Below are 20,731 nucleotides of genomic sequence, written 5' to 3' on the forward strand. Positions count from 1 at the left end.
CACCCGCCGCAGGTCGTCGTATGTTTGGCGAGGTGACGGACCCCGCCTCGACGGCACCCGCTCCCCCCGCCCCCACCACACTCGGCGAGCTCCGCGCCAGCGGCGCCGCCTTCCGGCCGGTCAAGGCCGAGATCCGCGCCAACCTGCTCGCCCGGCTGGCCGCGGGCGAGGCCTCGCTGCCCGGCATCGTCGGGTTCGAGGACACCGTCGTCCCCGAGGTCGAGCGTGCCCTCATCGCCGGGCACGACCTGGTCCTGCTCGGCGAGCGCGGCCAGGGCAAGACCCGGCTCATCCGCACCCTGGTCGGGCTGCTGGACGAGTGGACGCCGGTCCTCGCCGGGAGCGAGCTCAACGAGCACCCGTTGCACCCGATCTCCGTCTGGGGGAGGCGCCAGATCGCCGAGCACGGCGACGCGACCCCGGTCGGCTGGCTGCACCGCAGCGAGCGGTTCGGCGAGAAGCTCGCCACCCCCGACACCAGCGTCGGCGACCTGATCGGCGACGTCGACCCGATCAAGGTCGCCGAGGGACGCACGCTGGGCGACCCGGAGACCGTCCACTACGGCCTCGTGCCCCGCACCAACCGCGGCATCTTCAGCGTCAACGAGCTGCCCGACCTGGCCGAGCGCATCCAGGTCGCGCTGCTCAACGTGCTGGAGGAGCGCGACATCCAGATCCGCGGCTACCGCGTGCGGCTCCCCCTGGACCTGCTCCTGGTGGCCAGCGCCAACCCCGAGGACTACACCAACCGCGGGCGGATCATCACCCCGCTCAAGGACCGCTTCGGCACCGAGGTGCGCACCCACTACCCGATCGAGCTCGCCGACGAGATCCGGCTGCTCCACCAGGAGGCGCGCACCAGCGGGCTGGGCGCACCGGACTCGCTGCCGACCCTCGACTCCCCCGTGGTGCCCGAGCACCTGGCCGAGATCGTCGCCCGGTTCACCCGGCTGGTCCGCGAGTCCAGCTCGGTGGACCAGCGCTCGGGGGTCAGCGCCCGGTTCGCGATCGCCGCGCTGGAGACCCTCGCCGGCTCCGCCGTCCGCCGAGCCGCCGTCGCCGGGGAGACCCGGCCGGTGGCCCGTGTCGTCGACCTGCCGGCGATCGTGCCGGCCAGCCGCGGCAAGGTGGAGTTCGCCGACGCCGGCAGCGACCCCGACGACGACAGGGAGCTGGAGGTGCTCGAGCACCTGCTCCGCCAGGCGACCGCGCAGACGTTCCGCGCGCGCTGCGCCGGGCTGGACCTGACCGGCCTGCAGGAGCACTTCACGGGCGGGGAGACGGTGGAGTCCGGCGAGCTGGTGCCGGCCGCGGCCCTGCTGGGGCAGCTGGGCACCATCCCGAAGCTGGCCGAGCTGCTGGGCCGGCTCGGCGTGCCGGAGGGCGACCAGTCGGCCGAGCAGGCCGCGGCGGCTGTCGAGTTCGCGCTCGAGGGGCTCTACCTGACCCGGCGGCTGGCCAAGGACACCGACGGCGGCCGCACCGTGTACGGGGCCTGAGATGACGCGCCGGCCCGGGAAGGGCTACCGGTACGGCCGCTGGCGGGGCGGACCCGACCCGCTCGCGCCGCCCTACGACCTGGGCGACGCCGTCGACGAGATCGGCGACTCCGTCCTCGGCGGCAGCGGCGTCCGGGAGGCCATGCGCGAGCTGCTGCGCCGCGGCATGGCCGGCCGACGGGGCCTCGACGAGCTGCGCCGCAACGTGCGCGACCGACTCCGGCAGGCCCGCCAGGCCGGCCGGCTCGACGGCACGCTGCAGGAGGTCCGCGAGCTGCTCGACCGGGCGCTGGAGGCCGAGCGCCGGGAGCTGTTCCCGGACCCGGACGACGCCGCGCGGCTGGCCGAGGCCGAGCTCGACGCGCTCCCCCAGGACACCGCGGGCGCCGTCCGCGCGCTCAAGGACTACCCCTGGCGCAGCGAAGAGGCCCGGCAGGCCTACGAGCAGATCCAGGACACGCTTCGCCGCGAGGTGCTCGACAGCTCGTTCGCGTCGATGAAGCAGGCCCTGGAGAGCGCGACCGAGTCGGACCTGCAGGCCGTGCGGGACATGGTCGCCGACCTCTCCCAGCTGGTCGACGCGCACAACCGCGGCGAGCAGACCGACGAGGCCTTCGCCGAGTTCATGGACAAGCACGGGCAGTTCTTCCCCGACGACCCCCAGTCGGTCGAGGAGCTGATCGACTCCCTCGCCCGCCGGGCCGCCGCGCAGGAACGGATGATGGCCGGCCTCTCCCCCGACCAGCGGGCGGAGCTGGCGGACCTGATGGCGCAGACCATGCAGGACATGGGGCTGGCCAGCGAGATGGCCCACCTGCAGGACGCGCTGCGCCAGGCGCGGCCCGACCTGCCGTGGGGCCAGCGCGGGCAGGTGCCCGACGGCGAGCAGGCGCTGGGGCTGGGCGACGCCACCAGCGCCGTCGCCGAGCTGGCCGACCTGGAGGCGCTGTCCAACCAGCTCTCGCAGGGCTACGCCGGCGCCTCGCTGGCCGACGTCGACGAGGAGCTGCTGGAGCAGGCGCTCGGGCGCGAGGCGGTCGACGACCTGGCCGCCCTCCGGCAGCTGGAGCGCGAGCTCGAGCGGCAGGGCTACCTCAACCGCAGCGAGGGCAAGCTCGAGCTCTCGCCCAAGGCGGTCCGGCGGCTGGGGGCCACGGCGCTGCGCCGGGTGTTCGCCCAGCTGGACGCGACCGGCCGTGGCGAGCACGACGTCGCCGATGCGGGTGCGGCCGGCGAGCTGACCGGCGCCTCCCGCGAGTGGCAGTTCGGCGACGAGCAGCCGCTGGACGTCGTCCGCACCGTGCGCAACGCCGTGCTCCGGACCGCCGGGGCACCCCGCCCGGACCACCGGCGCGCCGTCCGCATCGCCGTGGAGGACTTCGAGGTCGTCGAGACCGAGCGGCGGACCGGCGCCGCGGTCGCCCTGCTGGTCGACCTCTCCTACTCGATGGCGCTGCGCGGCACGTGGGGCGCGGCCAAGTCGACGGCGATGGCGCTGCACTCGCTGGTGACCACGAAGTTCCCGCAGGACGCCATCCAGATCATCGGGTTCTCCTCCGTCGCCCAGGTGCTGCGGCCGGAGACCCTGGCCGAACTGAGCGTGGACACGCTGCAGGGGACCAACCTGCAGCACGGGCTGATGCTCGCCCGGCGCTTCCTCGCCCGGCACCGCGACGCCGAGCCGGTGGTCCTGGTCGTCACCGACGGCGAACCCACCGCGCACCTGGAGCCGGACGGGACGCCGTTCTTCTGCTGGCCGCCGATGCCCGAGACGATCGCCCGGACCGTCGCCGAGGTGGAGAAGGTGGCCCGCACCGGGGCGACGATGAACGTCTTCGCCCTGGACCCGGAGCCCGCGCTGGTGCACTTCGTGCACGACATCACCGCCCGCGCCGGGGGTCGGGTGTTCACCCCGGACGGCGACCGGCTGGGCGAGTACGTGGTGGCCGACTACCTGCGAACCCGACGGGGGCGGCGGGCTCGCTGAACCTCGTCCGCAGAGGCATAGGAGGCTCTCCCCACGCCGGCGCCGTCAGGACGTGGGGGAAGCTTCCTATGCCTGGGAGGTGCGGCCGGGGTGGGCGCCGCTGGAGCTGATGCCGGGGATCTCGCCGGCCCGGAAGGCGTCGACGAACAGCCGGTGGTCGGACTGGGTCTGCCGGGCGTAGCCGTGGGCGAAGTCCACGAGGTCGGCGAGGAACTCCTCGCGTCGGCCGCGGAGCAGCGCCGTCAGCGCCTCCTCGGTCTGGAAGGGCACGAGCGCGTGGTCGCTGTCGGCGTCCCCCACGCAGTGCATCTTCGCCGTCGCCCGGCCGAGCTGGACCAGCACCGGGGCCATCTCCTCGGGCTCGGTGAGGTCGTCCCACTCGAGGTCCACCTCGTACGGGGAGAGCTCGGCGACGACGAAGCCGACGCCGTCGATCTCGGTCCAGCCGAGGAACTGCGAGGCGTTGGCCTGCAGCGCGCGGCGGCTGACCGCCGTCCGGTGGCCCTCGTGCTCGAAGGCGTCGTGCAGCGCGGGGTCGCGGACGATCCGGCTGGGTGCGGCCACGTTGCCCTGCTTGAGCGAGAGGACGACGTCATTCTCCAGCGCCTGGTCGTACCCCTCCAGCAGCACGTTGTACGCCGGCAGCCCCGCGCTGCCGATGCCGAAGCCGCCGGTACCGACGACGTCCTTCACGTCGAAGGTGACGTCCCGCCGGCGCGGCGGCGGCGTGAGCGTCTGCCGGTAGCGCTCCAGTGCCTCGAGCACCCGGCCGCGCTCGTCGTCGTCCAGCCTGCGGTTGCGGCCGTTGTCGGCGAACCGGCGCTCGAAACCCTCCACGACGGTCATGCGGTCCAGCAGCCCGAGCCGGCTGCGCGCCGTCGTCGCCAGGATGATGTCGCGGACCGCCCCCTCGGTGTTGTCGCGGGTGAGCGCGAAGGAGCGGTCGTCGTCGGAGCGGGTGAAGGCCTCGACCTGGTCGAGGTACGCGTTCAGGTACGTGCGCAGCAGGTCCCCGATGACGTCGTCACCGAGCGCCTTGCTCCACGACAGCAGGGCGAAGCTCGCGGCGAAGCGGCGCAGGTCCCAGCTGACGTGCCCGACGTAGGCCTCGTCGAAGTCGTTGACGTCGAAGACGATCCGGCCCTGCGCGTCCATGTAGGTGCCGAAGTTCTCGGCGTGCAGGTCTCCCTGGATCCACACCCGGGAGGTCCGCTCGTCGCCCCAGGGGTCGTCGAGCTGCGCCATGTCGGCGTAGAAGAGGCACGCGCTGCCCCGGTAGAACGCGAACGGGTCGGCCGCCATCTTGCGGAACTTCGTCCGGAACGCGTCCGCGTCGGCGGTCATCAGGTCGCTGAACGCCTCCACGAGCGTGTCGACGATCAGCTGCGAGCGTTCACCGGTGGTTCCACGGGGCGGTACCCCGACGGGGGAATCTGGCACGGAGGCACCGTAGGCGGCGGCTAACCTGCGGAGAAGTCGTTGCACTGCGGGAGCGATGGAGGTGGCGGTGACGGAAGCGGGGACGGCGCGCCGGCTGGCCGCGGGCGTCGCCACGGTGGGCGGCGGCCTGGGGGTCACGCTGGGCGGACTCTTCGCGCTGCTGCGCGGCGAGGCCAAGCTGGCCCGGCGCGCGATCGGGGCCCGCACCACCAAGCAGCTGCCGCCACCGGGCAACGGCGTCTTCGGCCGCGGCCGCGGCAAGCCGCTCGTGCTCGCCGTCCTGGGGGACTCCACGGGCGTCGGGCTGGGCGTGCACCGCGCGGCCGAGACGCCGGGCGTGCTGCTGGCCGCCGCGCTCGCCGAGCTGGCCGAGCGGCCGGTCCGCCTCGTCGTCTTCGCCGTCGTCGGCGCCGAGTCCCGGGAGCTGCCCGAGCAGGTCGAGCAGGCGCTGGCGGAGAAGCCGGACGCCGTGCTGATCATGATCGGCGCGAACGACGTCACCACCCGCACCCGGCCGTCGGTCTCCGTCGGCTACCAGGCCGACGCGGTGCGGCAGTTCCGCGAGATCGGCGCCGAGGTCGTCGTCGCCACCTGCCCGGACCTCGGCACCATCCGACCGATCGCGCAGCCGCTGCGGCAGCTCGCCCGGCACTGGAGCCGGCAGCTGGCCGCGGCCCAGACGGTCGCCGTGGTCGAGGCCGGCGGCCGCACGGTCTCGCTGGGCTCGATCCTCGGGCCGACGTTCGCCCGCGACCGGGCCATGTTCGGCGACGACGAGTTCCACCCGAGCGCCCACGGCTACGCCGCCGCGGCCGCCGTCATCCTGCCGTCGCTGGCCGACGCGCTCGGCGTCTGGCCGGCCGCCGCCGATCGCGGCCTGCGCAAGCTGCGCCGCGACACCGTCCGGCCGGTCGAGCGGGCCGCCGCCCGGGCCGCCGACCGGCCCGGCACGGAGGTGCGGCCGACCGAGGTCCGCGGGTCCGGCACCGGGCCGCGGGGCCCCTGGGCCCGGTTGCGCCGCCGCCTCCCGCCCGAGCTGCCCACGCCCGACGAGGCCGAGCGCGCCGAGCAGCGGCCGGTCGGCTAGCCGAGGGCCGTCGCGTCCCGCCTGCTACCCGGGGGTAGTTTCGCGGTGACCGCACCGCCCCCTCGTCGTGGAGGACCCATGCCCGAAGCCGTCATCGTCGCCACCGCGCGCTCACCCATCGGACGGGCGTTCAAGGGCTCGCTGAAGGACATTCGGCCCGACGACCTCGCCGCCACGATCGTGCGCGCGGCGCTGGACAAGGTGCCCGCGCTGGACCCGACCGACATCGACGACCTCATCCTCGGCTGTGGCCTGCCCGGCGGCGAGCAGGGCCACAACATGGGCCGCGTCGTCAGCGTCCTGCTCGGCATGGACCACCTGCCCGGGACGACGATCACCCGCTACTGCTCCTCGTCGCTGCAGACCACCCGCATGGCCATGCACGCGATCAAGGCCGGCGAGGGCGACGTCTTCATCTCCGCGGGCGTGGAGACGGTGTCCCGCTTCGTGAGGGGCAACAGCGACTCCCTGCCCGACACCGAGAACCCGCTGTTCGACCCGGCCAAGGCCCGCGTGGCCAAGGCCGCGGAGAACGGCGCCGACTCGTGGACCGACCCGCGGGCAGACGGCGAGCTGCCCGAGGTCTACATCGCGATGGGCCAGACGGCGGAGAACCTGGCCCTGCACAAGGACGTCTCCCGCGAGGACATGGACCAGTTCGCGCTGCGCAGCCAGACCCTCTACGCGCAGGCGGCGGCCGAGGGCTTCTGGGAGCGGGAGATCACCCCCGTCACCGCGCCGGACGGCACCGTCGTCAGCACCGACGACAGCCCCCGCGCCGGCACCACGCTCGAGGGGCTGCAGGGCCTCAAGCCGGTGTTCCGTCCCGACGGCCGGGCCACCGCCGGCAACTCGTGCCCGCTCAACGACGGCGCCGCCGCGGTGGTCGTCATGAGCGACACCAAGGCGCGCGAGCTCGGCCTGACCCCGCTGGCCCGGGTGGTCTCCACCGCCGTCACCGGCCTGTCGCCGGAGATCATGGGCTACGGCCCCGTGGCGGCGTCGGAACTGGCGCTGCAGCGGGCCGGGCTGAGCATCGGCGACATCGACCTCGTCGAGATCAACGAGGCGTTCGCCGCGCAGGTCATCCCGAGCTACCGCGACCTGGGCATCGACATCGACCGGCTGAACGTGCACGGCGGCGCGATCGCCGTCGGCCACCCGTTCGGCATGACCGGCGCGCGCATCACCGGCACGCTGATCAACGGTCTGCAGACCCGGGACAAGACCTTCGGCCTGGAGACCATGTGCGTGGGTGGCGGCATGGGCATGGCGATGGTCCTGGAGCGCCTCTCCTGACGCAGTAGCCCGACTCGGCGACTCGGCCGCCGACCGACCCCGGACACGGCAGTGGCCCGGCCCCCTCGCGGGGACCGGGCCACTGTCACGTGGTGCGGGCTGTCAGTTGTCCTGGAGGTAGGACAGCAGCCGCAGGATCTCCAGGTACAGCCAGACGACCGTGACCAGCAGGCCGAAGGCGATGTACCAGGCGAACTTCGCGGGGGCGCCGCGGCGGATCGCCTCGTCGGCCATGTCGAAGTCCAGCAGCAGCATGAACGCCGCGACACCGATCACGACGACGCTGAAGAGGATGGCGATCGGGCCACCGGAACGGATGCCCAGCGGGTCGCCACCGGCGAAGATGCCGACGACGAGGTTCACCAGGACCAGCGCCAGGACGCCGAACATGGCGCCCACGACCCAGCGGGTCAGCTTCGGGGTGACCCGGATGGCACCGGTCTTGTAGACCACGAGCATGCCGGCGAAGACACCGAAGGTGCCGATCACCGCCTGCATCACGATGCCGGGGTAGATGTCGTTGAACGCCTCGCTGATGGCGCCGAGCGCCACGCCGTACAGGGCGCCGTAGGCCAGCGTGGCGACCGGGTTGGCGATCTGCTTGAACGAGATCACCAGGCCGAGCACGAACGCGATGAGGACCGCCGGCAGGGCCAGGCCCCAGGCGAGGTCCTGCGGCAGGAGCACCCAGGTGGCGGCCGCCGCGAGGACGGTGACGAGGAACGACAGGCCCGTCTTCTGGACGACGTCGTCCATCGTCAGGTAGCGGGTGTCGGTGCGCGTGTACGGGGCCGGGGCGGCGTACGGATCGTGGGGCGGCGCGCCGTAGGGCTGGGGCGCACCCGCGCCCCACGAGCCGTACTGCTGGCCCGCTGCGCCGTTCGTGGCGTTCGCGAAGCCCCGACCGAAGGCCGGGTTGTGGCTGGGCATCGTCATCTCCTCGAGGTGACTGGCGGTCGTGGGGCCAACGGTCCTGCACCCCACTCGATCTGTCCAACGCCGCGGGGGCGCGTCGCGTTCCTGACCTGCCCGGAGTCCCCCCGACGGGTGTTCCCGGTCACCAGCAGGTGCCCCCGGTGGGGTTCGAACCCACACTCGGACCCTTTTAAGGGGCCTGCCTCTGCCGGTTGGGCTACGGGGGCGCGGTGCGCAGGCTAGCCCGACGCCGCCGCGCCCGGCCTGTCCGCTCGACCGCCGGCGAGCTCGACGGCCCGGGTGAGCACCGCGTCGAGCATCGGTTCGGTGAGCCGCCCGGTGAAGGTGTTCTGCTGGCTGACGTGGTAGCTGCCCAGCAGGGTCAGCGGCCCGCCCGGCCCCTCGAGGGTCACCTCGACGCCGTGCCCGAAGGCCGGCCGCGGCCGGGGCAGCCGGTACCCCGCGCCCGCGAGCACCGGCCACAGCGCAGTCCATCCGAAGCCCCCGAGGACGACGACGACGCGCAGCCTCGGCAGCAGCGCCAGCTCCCGCGCCAGCCACGGGGAGCAGGTGTCGCGCTCCGCCGGCGTCGGCGCGTTCGCCGGCGGCGCGCACCGAACGGCCGCGGCGACCCGGACATCGGTCAGCTCGAGGCCGTCGCCGACGTGCGTGGACGTCGGCTGGTTGGCCAGCCCCGCCCGCCACAGCGCCGCGAAGATCCAGTCCCCGCTGCGGTCCCCGGTGAAGACGCGGCCGGTGCGGTTGCCCCCGTGGGCGGCCGGCGCCAGGCCGACGACGGCGACACGCGCGTCGGCCGGCCCGAGCCCCGGCACCGGCCGGCCCCAGTAGTCCTCGTCGCGGAAGGAGGCCCGCTTGACCAGGGCCACCTCCTCCCGCCAGGCCACCAGCCGCGGGCAGGCCCGGCAGCCGGAGATGCGCGCGTCGAGGACGGCGAGGTCGCGGGCGCCGCGGGCCGATCGGGCGACCCCTGCGGGCGTGCGGGTGACCGGGAACCCGGCGGGGTCGGCGTTCATCCGGGGATGCAGCGGCCCGCGGCGAGGGTGGGCATCGGGGTCCGTTCGTCAGCCCCGCGCGAGGGCGAGGGCGATCCCGTCGAGGATGTCGTGCTCGCTGACCACGACGGAGTCGATGGCGAACGCGTCCATGATCACCCGCAGCACCAGCGCGCCCCCGCCGATCACGTCGACCCGGCCCGGGTGCATGACCGCGTGGGCGGCCCGCCGCTCCCGGCTCGCGGTCAGCAGCCCCGCGGTGACCGAGCGGACGCCGGAGACCGGGATCCGCGAGCCGTGGATGGCCTCCGCGTCGTACTCCGGCAGGCCCAGGGCCAGCGCCGCCACGGTGGTGACCGAGCCCGCCAGCCCGACCAGGGTGGCGGCCTCGGCCACGGGCACGTGCGCCACGACCTCGGCGAGCGCGGCCCGGACGTCGGACTCGGTGCGCTGGATCTCGTCGGCGGTCGGCGGGTCGGAGTGCAGGTGCCGCTCGGTCAGCCGGACGCAGCCGATGTCGACCGACCGGGCCGCCCGCACTCCGGTCGCGTCGCCCAGCACGAACTCCGTGGACCCGCCGCCGATGTCGACCACCAGGTAGGGCGGCTCCGGCGCCGCGCCGCCGTGCGCGGTCACGGCGGCGTCGAGCGAGGCGGTGGCACCGAGGAAGGACAGGTGCGCCTCCTCGGCCCCGGTGACGACGTCCGGCAGCTGGCCGAGGGTGGTCCGCACCATCCGCTCGAAGTCGCCGCGGTTGGCGGCGTCCCGGCTGGCGCTGGTCGCGACCATCCGCACCGCCGTCGTCCCCAGCTCCCGGGCCTGCGCGGCGTACTCGGCGAGCACGCGGCGGGTCCGCTCGATCGCCGCGTCGGACAGCCGGCCGGTCGCGTCGACGCCCTCGCCGAGCCGGACGACCTCCATCCGGCGGAGCAGGTCGGTGTGCGCCCCCTCCGGCGGCACGTCGGCCACGAGCAGGCGGATCGAGTTGGTGCCGCAGTCGATCGCCGCAACGCGGGTCATGCGTCCTCCTGCTGCTCGGGCTCGCCGTGCCCGGGCCCGGCCTGCTCCGGCGCGGCGCACGGCCCCTTGGCCCACCACGGGGCCATCTCGGCGACCGCGCGGTCGCCGATCGGGTTGACGCCGGGACCGGCCGCCAGGCTGTGCCCGGCCAGCGCGTGCAGGCACTTGACCCGGTCGGGCATGCCACCGGCCGTGCTGCGGGTCTCCAGCACCGCCTCCCCGGGGCGCGCGGCGGCGTCGCGGGCGGCGAGGAACGCCTCGTGCGCGGCCAGGTACGCGGCGGCCAGCTCCGGGTCGGCGCCCAGCTCGTCCTGCCACTCGCGCATCCGCCCGGCGGACTCCAGGCGGCTGGCCGCGGCCGAGGCCCGGGGGCAGGTCAGGTAGTAGAGCGTGGGGAACGGCGTGCCGTCCTCCAGCCGGGGCGAGGTCTCGACGACGTCGGGCTGGCCGCACGGGCACCGGTGCGCCACCGCGGCCAGCGCGCGCGGCGGGCGGCCGAGCTGCCGGGCCACGACCTCCCGGTCGGCGGGGGTCACCGGCTCCCGGACGGGGCCGCCGGGGCCGCTCGGTCCGCTCACTCGTCCCCCAGGTCGTCGGCCGCGCGTACCGAGCCCAGCAACCCGTCGTACCAGGTCCGGGGGGCGGGGTCGGCCGCCTCGGGGACGGTGCCGGCATCGCCCTCGGCGTCCGCCTCGTCGACGACCCGCACGAGCCGATCACCCGGCGCCACGTAGAAGAAGCGCTCCCGGGCCTCGCGCGCCAGGACGGCGGGATCGCGCAGCTCGGCCAGCCGCGCCTCCTGCTCGGCGATCTCCTGGTCCAGCGCGGCCCCCTCGGCGGCCAGCGCGGCGAGCTCGGCCCGCCCGGCCAGATACTGCTGGACCGGCCCGGCCAGGGTCAGGGCCAGCAGCAGCACGAGGCCGACGAGCAGCACCGTGCGGCCGGTGAACAGCTGGTGGCGCGGTCGCGCCGGAGCCGCCGTCGTCCGCGCGGTGCGGCGGCCGGGCCGGCGCTGCTCGGGCCGGTTGCCGGCGCCGGACACCCGGCCCGTGGGCAGGGGCCGGGACGCCGCGTGCGCCAGCGGCCGCCCCGTGCTGCCGCGTCGGGGCCCGCGCCGGTCGCGAGGACCCGCCACGTCAGCCGCGAGCGGCCAGCCGCGGGAAGGCCGCCGCGCCGGCGTAACGGGCGGCGTCGTCGAGCTCCTCCTCGATGCGCAGCAGCTGGTTGTACTTGGCGACGCGCTCGCTGCGGGCGGGGGCGCCGGTCTTGATCTGGCCGCAGTCGGTGGCGACGGCGAGGTCGGCGATCGTGGTGTCCTCGGTCTCGCCGGAGCGGTGGCTCATCATGCAGCGGTACCCGCTGCGGTGGGCCAGGTTGACCGCGTCGAGGGTCTCGGTGAGCGTGCCGATCTGGTTGACCTTGACCAGCAGCGCGTTGGCCGCGCCGCGCTCGATGCCGTCGGCGAGCCGGGTCGGGTTGGTGACGAACAGGTCGTCGCCGACCAGCTGCACGCGGTCGCCGAGGGCGTCGGTCAGCGCGATCCAGCCGTCCCAGTCCTCCTCCGACAGCGGGTCCTCGATCGAGACGATCGGATAGGCGTCGACCAGCTCGCGGTAGTAGTCGGTGAGGAACTCCGCGGAGCGCGTGGTGCCCTCGAAGTCGTAGCCGCCGTCGGTGTGGAACTCGGTCGCCGCCACGTCGAGGGCGAGCGCGATGTCGGTGCCGAGCGAGTAGCCGGCCTTCTCGACGGCCTCGGCGATGAGGTCCAGGGCCGCGCGGTTGTTCGGCAGGTCGGGGGCGAAGCCGCCCTCGTCGCCCAGGCCGGTCGACAGGCCGCGGGCCTTCAGCACGGCCTTGAGCGCGTGGTAGGTCTCGGTGCCCACGGCCAGCGCCTCGGCGAAGGTGGCCGCGCCGATGGGCGCGATCATGAACTCCTGGACGTCGACGTTGCTGTCGGCGTGGGCGCCGCCGTTGAGGATGTTCATCATCGGCACCGGCAGCAGGTGCGCCGAGGGCCCGCCGACGTAGCGGAACAGGGGCAGGCTCGCGGAGTCCGCCGCCGCCCGGGCCACCGCGAGGCTGACGCCGAGGAGCGCGTTCGCCCCCAGCCGCGACTTGTCCGGGGTGCCGTCGAGGTCCAGCAACCGCTGGTCGACCAGCCGCTGCTCGCTGGCCTCGAACCCGACGAGCTCGGGGCCGATGACGTCGAGCACCCCGTCGACCGCCTGGGTCACGCCCTTGCCGCCGTATCGCTCGCCGCCGTCGCGCAGCTCCACCGCCTCGAAGGCGCCGGTGGAGGCGCCGCTGGGCACCGCTGCCCGGGCGATCGTGCCGTCGTCGAGGGCGACCTCGACCTCCACGGTCGGGTTTCCGCGGGAGTCGAGGATCTCGCGCGCGCCTACTGCGTCGATGCTGGCCACGGGGGCAGCGTAACGAGTCGCCCACGTCACCTCGGAGCACACCACGGTCACGGCACGGCGGGGCGCCTTGCCCCCCACCGCCCGGATCCGTCTACTGCCACGGCCCCGGCGGCCGCCGGGACTCTGCCGAGGAGCCCCGATGACGACCCAGCCGGCCCCCCGCGACGTGCGGACACCCGCCCGGTTCCGCCTCCCGCGGCCGTCGGGCGCCGTGCTCGCCGTCCTCCTGCCCGTCGACCTGGCCCTGATCGCCGCGTCGGTGGCCACCCACCGGGCCGGGAGCGGCACGCCGGAGGCCTCCGAGATCTGGTCGGTGGAGAACGACAGCGGGCTGGCCGAACTGGTCGGCCACGTCCACCTGCTGGCCCTGGCGGTCCTCCTGCTCACCCTCTGGCGGCTCGGCGGGCGGCCGGTGTGGATCGCCTGGGCCGCGCTGTTCGCGCTGGCCCTGGCCGACGACCGCTACCGGCTGCACGAGAACCAGGGGCACCGCCTGGCCGACCTCCTCCACCTCCCCCGGGAGCTGGCCGGGCTCCGGGCGGGAGACCTCGGCGAGCTGGTCGTCTGGGGCCTGCTGGCCGTCCTGCCGCTGCTCGCGATCGGCGGGCTGCACCTCCGCAGCGACCCCCGGACCCGCCGGGAGAGCCTGGGCCTGGGACTCCTGGTCGCCGTCTACGTCTTCTTCGGCGTCGTCGTCGACCAGCTGCACGCGATGAGCCGCGGCGGGGCCGGCGAGCACCTGCTCGGCACGATCGAGGACGGCGGGGAGCTGCTCACGCTGACCGTCGTCCTGGCGCACGTCGTCGTCCTCGTCGGCACCGCCCGACGGAACCGGCGCCCCGCAGACCGGGGCGGGTCGGCTCAGGAGCCGGTGCGGCGGCGCGCCTCGGCGTCGAGCTCCCCGGCGTAGCGGCGGACGGCCTCGCGCAGCGCGTCCTCCACGTCCCAGCCGCGGTCGGTCGCCGCGGCGACGACGGCCAGCAGCCGCTCGCCGAGCTGCTCGGGCGCGGCCACCGTCAGCTCGGCCGGCGCGGGCGTCGGCAGCCCCGCCCGGCCGGCACGGCGCACGAGCGCGGCCGCCCACGCGGCGGCCGGCTGCGAGCGGGAGACGCCCTCGGTCGGCGACCGGCGGCGCTTCTCCGCCTGCTTGATCTCGTCCCAGCCCGCCTCGACCTGCTCGACGTCTCGCGGGCCGGCATCACCGAAGACGTGCGGATGCCGGCGGACCAGCTTGTCGACCAGCTCGGCGGCCACGTCGTCGACGTCGAAGCGGCGCTCCGGGGCTGCCTCGGCGGCCACCCGGGCGTGGAAGACGACCTGCAGCAGCACGTCGCCGAGCTCCTCGCGCATCGCCACGGCGTCGTCGTCCACGATCGCGTCGTAGGCCTCGTGCGCCTCCTCGAGCAGGTACCCGCGCAGCGAGGCGTGGGTCTGCTCCGCGTCCCAGGGGCAGCCGCCGGGCGAGCGCAGCCGGTCCATGACGGCGACGACGTCCAGGAGCCGCGCCCCGGCCGGCTCGGGTGCGCCGGTGACCACGGGGAGCTCCCCCGTCGGCTCGCCCGCCGGCACGAGGCACACCACCTCGCCCGGCAGCGCCGCCGCGGCGGCGAGGTCGGCCACCTCGGCGACCTCGAAGCCCTCGGCGCGCAGCGCGGCGGCGGTGGCCGCGGCCCCGGGGACGGCGGCCAGCGGGCCGTGGCCGCCGACCGCGCGCCAGCCCGCCGGCCCCAGCAGCCCGGGCAGGCGGGGGCTGGTGGTGACGACGACGGCGACGGGCACCGGCCTCAGCCCTCCGCGTCGAGCAGCCGGACCACGCCGCCGTCGGACGCCACGACCGAGCCTTCCGCGAGCGAGCCGAAGCGGGGGTTCACGTCGATGTCGAGGTCCGCCTCGTACTCGGCCAGCAGGCCGGCGCCGGCGTCGGCCGCCTGGCTCAGCGCCTGCGCCTCCAGCTGGGGGCGGACCTCCTCGAACGCCGGGGCCGGCGATGCCTCGACGAGGACCACGAGCAGCCCGTCCAGGCCCTCGACGGGGGTGGCGAACACGCTTCCCGGCGCCGACTCCGCCACGCGGGCGGCCAGCTCGGCCGGCAGCTGCGTGGGGAGCTCGGCGATCGCGATCGGCTGCGGCGCCGGCAGGGTCGCGAGCTCGAGGTACGGGGCGGCCACCTCGGCGTAGCGGCCCGGATCGGCCTGCAGCGCCGCGACCACGCCGTCGGCCGTGGCCTGGTCCGGCACGTTGACGTATCCGACGGACACCTCCGGCGGCCGCTGGGTGAGGGCCTGGTCGTAGGCGGCCCGCAGCGTCGCCTCGGTCGACTCGTCCACCGCGCCCTCGGCCACCGCGATGTCGGCCAGGAGCCTGATCTGCCGCACGCGCTCGAGGGCGTCGCTGCGGTTGACGCCCTGCGCGGCCTGCTGCGCGAAGTAGTCCTCGGGGGTGCCCTGGCCGCGGAGGAGGTCCTCGAGCAGCTCGGTCAGCCCGCCCGGGTCCGGGGAGACCCCGAAGTGCTCGGCCGCCGAGTCGAACACCGCCCGGCGCACCAGCTGGTCGAGGACCGTGCGGGTGTAGGCCGGATCCTCCCCCGCCGTCACCTCGGGGTCCGCGCGGCGCTCGGCGACGGCCCCCTGCAGCTCGTCGACGGTGATCGTCTCGTCGCCGACGTAGGCGGCGACGCTGGGCGAGGTCCGGCAGCCCACCAGGCCGACCCCGGCGAGCACGGTCAGGGCGAGGACGGCGGCCGATCGACGGATGCGCACGATCGCGAGACTCCCACACCCGGTGTGACGCCCCTCGCACGTGGAGTCGTTCGATGCCGGTTTCCGGCATCGAGCGACTCCGCCAGCGTCAGGCGGCGCTCGCTGCGATGCTCCCGCGGCTGTCAGGCGGCGACCGGCTGCTCCAGCACCGCCCGCAGCGTGGCGTGCAGGTTCTCCAGGAGCGCGACGTCGCGCAGCGGGGTGCGGCGGTCGGGGCCCACCGGCACCTTGAGCGAGATCGTCTCGGCGACGGCCTTGTAGGTCGCCCCCTCGGCCAGCCGGGCCAGCCGCATCTGCCTGGACTCCGGCAGCACGACCGGGCTGATCCGGATCGCCCGGCCCTGCAGCGAGACCTCGGTGATGCCCAGCGCCCGCATCGCCACCCGGAAGCGGGCGACCGCGAGCAGGTTCAGCACCGGCGCCGGCGGGGCCCCGTAGCGGTCGGTCAGCTCGTCGAGCACGGCCTGCCCCTGGGCCTCGTCCTGGATGGACGCCACCTTGCGGTAGGCCTCCATCCGCAGCCGCTCGCCGGGCACGTAGTCGTGCGGCAGGTGCGCGTCGACGGGCAGGTCGACCCGCACCTCGGCGGGCTCGACCGGCGGGGACTCGCCGGTGACCTGGGCGCGGTAGTCGGCCACCGCCTCGCCGACGAGCCGGACGTACAGGTCGAAGCCGACGCCGGCGATGTGCCCGGACTGCTCGCCGCCGAGGAGGTTGCCCGAGCCGCGGATCTCCAGGTCCTTCATCGCCACCGCCATGCCGGCGCCGAGGTCGGTGTGGTTGGCGATGGTGGTCAGCCGGTCGACCGAGGTCTCGGTCAGCGGCCGCGACGGGTCGTAGGTGAAGTAGGCGTACGCCCGCTCCCGCCCGCGGCCGACCCGCCCGCGGATCTGGTGCAGCTGGGAGAGGCCGAACGTGTCGGCCCGGTCGACGATCAAGGTGTTGGCGTTCGGGATGTCCAGGCCGGACTCGACGATCGTCGTCGCGACCAGGACGTCGTACTCCTTCTCCCAGAAGCCGACCATGATCCGCTCGAGCTCGTGCTCCTTCATCTGCCCGTGGCCGACGGCGACGCGGGCCTCGGGCACCAGGTTGCGGATCTTGGCCGCGGCCTTGTCGATCGACTGCACCCGGTTGTGGATGACGAACACCTGGCCGTCGCGCAGCAGCTCGCGGCGGATCGCCGCGGCCATCTGCTTGTCCTCCCACGCGCCGACGTAGGTCAGCACGGGGTGCCGCTCCTCGGGCGGGGTGAGGATCGTCGACATCTCCCGGATGCCGGTCAGGCTCATCTCCAGCGTGCGCGGGATCGGGGTGGCCGACATCGACAGGACGTCGACCGCCGTCCGCATCGTCTTCAGGTACTCCTTGTGCTCGACGCCGAAGCGCTGCTCCTCGTCGACGATCACCAGGCCGAGGTCCTTGAACCGGGTGGTCGGCTGCAGCAGCCGGTGGGTGCCGACCAGGACGTCGACCTCGCCGGCGGCCAGGGCCCGCAGGGTTTCGGTGCTCTCGGCGTCGGACTGGAACCGCGACAGCGCCCGCACGGTCACCGGGAACTGGGCGAACCGCTCGGAGAAGGTCTTGAAGTGCTGGTTGGCCAGCAGCGTCGTCGGCACCAGGACGGCGACCTGCTTGCCGTCCTGCACCGCCTTGAACGCCGCGCGGACGGCGATCTCGGTCTTCCCGTAGCCCACGTCGCCGCAGATGATCCGGTCCATCGGCACCGGGTTCTGCATGTCGCCCTTGACCTCGTCGATCGCGGCCAGCTGGTCGGGCGTCTCCTGGAACGGGAAGGCGTCCTCCAGCTCGCGCTGCCACACGGTGTCCGGGCCGAACGCGTGCCCCTTGGTCGCCATCCGCGCCGAGTACAGCCGGATGAGCTCGCCGGCGATCTGCTTGACCGCCTTGCGGGCCTGGCCCTTGGTCTTCTGCCAGTCCGACCCGCCGAGCTTGGACAGCGCCGGCGCCTCGCCGCCGACGTAGCGGGTCAGCTGGTCGAGGGAGTCGGTGGGCACGAACAGCCGGTCCGGCGGCTGGTTCCGCTTGCCCGGGGCGTACTCGATGATCAGGTAGTCGCGCTGCCCGCCGTTGACGGTGCGGCTGATCATCTCGATGTACCGGCCGATGCCGTGGTGCTCGTGGACGACGAGGTCACCCGGCTGGAGCTGGACCAGGTCGACGGCGTTGCGGCGGCGGGCGGGCATCTTCACCGCGTCGCGCATCGTCGTGCCGCGGGAGCCGGTCAGGTCGTGCTCGGTGAGCAGCGCCAGGCCCACGCCCGGCATCGCGAACCCCGACTCGAGGTTGCCCTGGGTGACCGTCGTGAGCTGCGCAGCCGGCGAGGTCTCGATGCCGGGCACGAGCGCGGCCCCGAGTTCGGCCTCGGCGAGCTGGTCGGCGGCGCGCTGGGCCGGGCCCGCCCCGGCGAAGGTGACGACGACCCGCCAGCCCTCCCGGTGCCAGTCGCGCATCGTCTCGATCGCCTTCGGCACGTCGCCGGCGAACCGGTCGACGGTCGTGGCGTCGAGGGTGACGTGCGCGTCGTCGTCCTCGGCCCGGATCGTGAAGGCCCCGGTCGTCCACCACGGCAGGCCGCGGCCGCGGGCGGCGGCCTCGACGTCGACGAGGTCGCGGAACGAGGAGGCGCCCAGGTCCAGCGGCGCCTCGCCCGCCTCGGCGGCGGTGGCCCAGGACGCGGCGAGGAACTCCTCGGCGGTGCGCACGAGGTCCGCGGCCCGGCTGCGCACCCGCTCGGGGTCGCAGACGAGCACGTGGGTGCCGGGGGCCAGCAGATCGGTGAGCAGCTGCATCGGCTCCCCGCCGTCCCCCTCCCTCCCGCCGACCTCCAGCAGGGCCGGCGTCAGCGACTCCATGCCCTCGACCGCGATGCCCTCGGCCAGCTTGCCCAGCAGCTCGGCCAGCCCGGGGTGCTCCACGGCCAGCTCCGCGGCACGGGCGCGGACCGCGTCGGTGAGCAGCAGCTCGCGGCACGGCGGGGCCCACAGCGCCTCGGGGCGGTCGTCGAGCGAACGCTGGTCGGCGGCGGAGAAGTAGCGCAGCTCGTCGACCTCGTCGCCCCAGAACTCCACCCGGACCGGGTGTGGCTCGGTCGGCGGGAAGACGTCGAGCAGGCCGCCGCGCACCGCGAACTCGCCGCGCTTCTCCACCAGCTCCACGCGGGTGTAGGCGGCGTCGACCAGCGCACGGGCGACGGTGTCGAGCTCGGCCTCCTGCCCCGGTCGCAGCTCCACCGGGATCAGGTCGCCCAGGCCCGGGGCCAGCGGCTGCAGCACGCTGCGGACCGGGGCCACCAGGACGTCGACCGGCGGACGGTCGCCGGGGTGGGTCAGGTCGCGCAGGAGGGCCAGGCGGCGGCCCACGGTGTCGGCGCGGGGGCTCAGCCGCTCGTGCGGGAGCGTCTCCCAGGCCGGGAAGACCTCCACCCGGCGGCCGGGGACGAAGCAGCGCAGCAGCTCGGCCGTGGCGTCGGCGTCGCGCTCGCCCGCGGTGACCACGAGGACGGGCACGCCGGCCCCGTCGGCGCCCCGCCCGGCCGTGGCCAGGGCGGCCGCGACCAGGGGCTGCACCGGCGGCGGCGCGGTGACCGCCAGCTCGGCCCGGCCGGCGGCGGCCACCACGCGGGCCATGCCGGGATCGGTGAGGACGACGTCGAGCACGCCGCGCAGGGACACGAAGATCGGACTCCCGGGGTCTGGGTGGCCGCGCACGACGCGGACTGCGTCGGGGCCGGACGCCCAGATTAGTCCCGCGCCGCCGCGCACGCCGCCGGTCGGACGTCGTCCGCCGCTCCCCCATGCGGGTGAGCGGGGTCCGCGGTCCGGGCTCCGGGCACCCCGCGGACCCCTAGCCTCGGAACACAGCCCTCCGGGAGGACCGGGGCGCCGCGTGGGGCCACCTCGGTGCCGCGCGCCGCTGGGCGCTCACGAGGACGGGCAGGATGGAACTCAGCGACTACGGGGCAGCGCTTCGCCGCTTCTGGGCCACATGGGTGGGAATCACCCTCGCCGGCCTGTTCGCCGCCCTCCTCGTGGTGTGGGCGGTCCCACCGACCTACACGGCCACGGCCGAGGTCTTCGTGGCGAGCACGGTCGAGGGCACGAACGGCTCGCAGTTCGTCAACCAGCGGGTGACCAGCTACCCCGACGTCGCGCGGAGCCAGACCGTGCTCGGCCCGGTCATCGACGACCTCGGCCTGAGCGGGTCCGTGACCGGCCTGCGGGCCGACGTCGAGGCGGTCAACCCGCCGGACACGTCCCAGATCCACGTCTCGGTCACCGACCGCGACCCGTCCCGCGCCGCGGCCGTCGCCAACGCCGTCGCGGAGCGCTTCAGCCGGACGATCGAGGACCTGGAGCAGCGCGAGGACGGCGTCTCGCCGGTGAGCCTGACCGTGACCGACCCCGCGACCGTGCCGGGCTCCCCGGTCTTCCCCGTGCCGGGCCTGCTGCTCGGCCTGGGTCTCGTCGTCGGCCTGGCGCTCGGCGTGGCCGTGGCCGTGCTGCGCAGCCGGCTCGACACCCGCCTGCACTCCGAGGACGACGTCCGCGCCGCCTGGGGCAGCGGGGGCGACGACCTCGACGTCCTGGTCTCCCCCACGGGGCGCCGCCGGACGGTGCGCGGGCCGGTGACGACGCTCGCCCACCGGCTCGAGCCGGACGACGACGCGAGCGTCCGCACGCTCGTCGTCGCCGCTGCCTCGCCGGACGACGCGGATCTCGCCCACGACTTCGTGACCGACCTCGCCACCGAGATGGTGGCCGGGGGCACGCCGGTCGCCGTGACCGACGCGGACGGCGAGAACCCCTCGGCCGCGCCTACGGCGCAGGTCCGGCTCACCACCGCGTCCGTCCTCGCCCCCGCGCGCGAGTGGCGGCGCCTGACCCGCGAGAACGAGGGCGTCGTCCTCGTCGCGACCGCCGGCCGCGCCCGGGCCGACGACCTGCGGGAGGCCCGCTCCCTGCTGGCGGCCGCCGGCGCGACGCTGCTCTGCGTGGTGCTGCTCCCGGCCCGCCGGGAGCGGCCCGGCTCGGGCGACGACGCCGCGGAGCAAGGCCCGCCCGCCGTCGAGGCCCTGGCTCCTCCGGCGCCGATCGGCGCCTGACAGCCCCCTCGCGGACCGGCTTCCCTGCCGTCTACCGGCCCTGTTCCCGCTCGGGGACAGGGCCGGTTCCCGGCCCCGGCCCCGGCCCCCGGGTCCCGACATGCGGCGACCCCGCTGGGCGGCGTCCCGGTGGTCGGTCTCACCGCGATGCCCCGGCGGTCGGCGTC

16 protein-coding genes and 1 tRNA gene are annotated in these 20,731 nt (G+C 75.0%); 6 read left to right on the forward strand and 11 right to left on the reverse strand.

Annotation, left to right across the window (positions count from 1 at the left end; genetic code table 11):
* Nucleotides 1-32 precede the first annotated feature (32 nt).
* Together BMY88_RS08775 and BMY88_RS08780 are read left to right on the forward strand one after the other, a co-directional pair.
* Nucleotides 33-1,499: a sigma 54-interacting transcriptional regulator gene (locus tag BMY88_RS08775; RefSeq protein WP_244524543.1), complete on the forward strand. Its 1,467-nt coding sequence runs from the start codon at nt 33-35 to the stop codon at nt 1,497-1,499.
* Nucleotide 1,500: 1 nt separating this feature from the next.
* Nucleotides 1,501-3,486 carry a VWA domain-containing protein gene (locus BMY88_RS08780; RefSeq protein ID WP_091942217.1) on the forward strand — a complete coding sequence of 662 codons (1,986 nt, stop codon included), beginning with the start codon at nt 1,501-1,503 and terminating at the stop codon, nt 3,484-3,486.
* A gap of 66 nt (nt 3,487-3,552) precedes the next feature.
* Here the strand turns inward: BMY88_RS08780 and BMY88_RS08785 are convergent, their stop codons facing one another.
* Nucleotides 3,553-4,926 carry a DUF2252 domain-containing protein gene (locus tag BMY88_RS08785; RefSeq protein WP_211435561.1) on the reverse strand — a complete coding sequence of 458 codons (1,374 nt, stop codon included), beginning with the start codon at nt 4,924-4,926 and terminating at the stop codon, nt 3,553-3,555.
* A 67-nt stretch (nt 4,927-4,993) separates the two neighbouring features.
* On the opposite strand from BMY88_RS08785, the gene BMY88_RS08790 reads away from it, so the two are divergent.
* Together BMY88_RS08790 and BMY88_RS08795 are read left to right on the forward strand one after the other, a co-directional pair.
* Nucleotides 4,994-6,013 (forward strand): SGNH/GDSL hydrolase family protein, encoded by a 1,020-nt coding sequence (locus BMY88_RS08790; RefSeq protein ID WP_091942374.1) that lies wholly within the window; start codon nt 4,994-4,996, stop codon nt 6,011-6,013.
* Between the two features lie 78 nt (nt 6,014-6,091).
* The gene (locus BMY88_RS08795) at nt 6,092-7,312 is read left to right on the forward strand and encodes an acetyl-CoA C-acetyltransferase (RefSeq protein WP_091942219.1); all 1,221 of its coding nucleotides are present in this window, start codon (nt 6,092-6,094) and stop codon (nt 7,310-7,312) included.
* Nucleotides 7,313-7,414: 102 nt separating this feature from the next.
* Here BMY88_RS08795 and BMY88_RS08800 read toward each other — a convergent pair whose 3' ends face one another.
* The 7 genes from BMY88_RS08800 to eno form a co-directional block, all read right to left on the reverse strand.
* Nucleotides 7,415-8,242 carry a Bax inhibitor-1/YccA family protein gene (locus BMY88_RS08800; protein WP_091942221.1) on the reverse strand — a complete coding sequence of 276 codons (828 nt, stop codon included), beginning with the start codon at nt 8,240-8,242 and terminating at the stop codon, nt 7,415-7,417.
* 138 nt (nt 8,243-8,380) lie between these two features.
* A tRNA-Leu gene (locus BMY88_RS08805) sits at nt 8,381-8,454 on the reverse strand.
* 12 nt (nt 8,455-8,466) lie between these two features.
* On the reverse strand, nt 8,467-9,261 hold the full coding sequence (locus tag BMY88_RS08810) for a uracil-DNA glycosylase (RefSeq protein ID WP_091942223.1): 795 nt from the start codon (nt 9,259-9,261) through the stop codon (nt 8,467-8,469).
* Between the two features lie 48 nt (nt 9,262-9,309).
* Nucleotides 9,310-10,260 (reverse strand): Ppx/GppA phosphatase family protein, encoded by a 951-nt coding sequence (locus BMY88_RS08815; protein ID WP_091942225.1) that lies wholly within the window; start codon nt 10,258-10,260, stop codon nt 9,310-9,312.
* Nucleotides 10,257-10,838, reverse strand: a complete 582-nt coding sequence (locus BMY88_RS08820; protein WP_091942227.1) for a DUF501 domain-containing protein — start codon at nt 10,836-10,838, stop codon at nt 10,257-10,259. The genes BMY88_RS08815 and BMY88_RS08820 overlap by 4 nt, the downstream gene beginning before the upstream one ends.
* A complete protein-coding gene (locus tag BMY88_RS08825; protein ID WP_244524544.1) occupies nt 10,835-11,302 on the reverse strand; it encodes a septum formation initiator family protein in 468 nt (155 codons plus the stop codon). The genes BMY88_RS08820 and BMY88_RS08825 overlap by 4 nt, the downstream gene beginning before the upstream one ends.
* A 94-nt stretch (nt 11,303-11,396) precedes the next feature.
* The gene (eno, locus tag BMY88_RS08830; protein ID WP_091942231.1) at nt 11,397-12,680 is read right to left on the reverse strand and encodes a phosphopyruvate hydratase; all 1,284 of its coding nucleotides are present in this window, start codon (nt 12,678-12,680) and stop codon (nt 11,397-11,399) included.
* A 139-nt stretch (nt 12,681-12,819) separates the two neighbouring features.
* Between eno and BMY88_RS08835 the strand changes: the two genes are divergently transcribed.
* The gene (locus BMY88_RS08835) at nt 12,820-13,590 is read left to right on the forward strand and encodes a hypothetical protein (protein ID WP_091942233.1); all 771 of its coding nucleotides are present in this window, start codon (nt 12,820-12,822) and stop codon (nt 13,588-13,590) included.
* Here the strand turns inward: BMY88_RS08835 and BMY88_RS08840 are convergent.
* The 3 genes from BMY88_RS08840 to mfd form a co-directional block, all read right to left on the reverse strand.
* On the reverse strand, nt 13,542-14,459 hold the full coding sequence (locus tag BMY88_RS08840) for a nucleoside triphosphate pyrophosphohydrolase (RefSeq protein WP_091942235.1): 918 nt from the start codon (nt 14,457-14,459) through the stop codon (nt 13,542-13,544). The two genes, BMY88_RS08835 and BMY88_RS08840, sit on opposite strands and share 49 nt — an antisense overlap.
* A gap of 5 nt (nt 14,460-14,464) precedes the next feature.
* Nucleotides 14,465-15,439: a peptidylprolyl isomerase gene (locus tag BMY88_RS08845; RefSeq protein WP_091942237.1), complete on the reverse strand. Its 975-nt coding sequence runs from the start codon at nt 15,437-15,439 to the stop codon at nt 14,465-14,467.
* Between the two features lie 122 nt (nt 15,440-15,561).
* Nucleotides 15,562-19,134, reverse strand: a complete 3,573-nt coding sequence (mfd, locus tag BMY88_RS08850) for a transcription-repair coupling factor (RefSeq protein ID WP_091942239.1) — start codon at nt 19,132-19,134, stop codon at nt 15,562-15,564.
* Between the two features lie 266 nt (nt 19,135-19,400).
* Between mfd and BMY88_RS08855 the strand changes: the two genes are divergently transcribed.
* The gene (locus BMY88_RS08855) at nt 19,401-20,564 is read left to right on the forward strand and encodes a YveK family protein (protein WP_091942241.1); all 1,164 of its coding nucleotides are present in this window, start codon (nt 19,401-19,403) and stop codon (nt 20,562-20,564) included.
* Nucleotides 20,565-20,731: the final 167 nt, after the last annotated feature.

Source organism: Trujillonella endophytica, assembly GCF_900110555.1.
Taxonomy (GTDB): Bacteria; Actinomycetota; Actinomycetes; order Mycobacteriales; family Geodermatophilaceae; genus Trujillonella; species Trujillonella endophytica.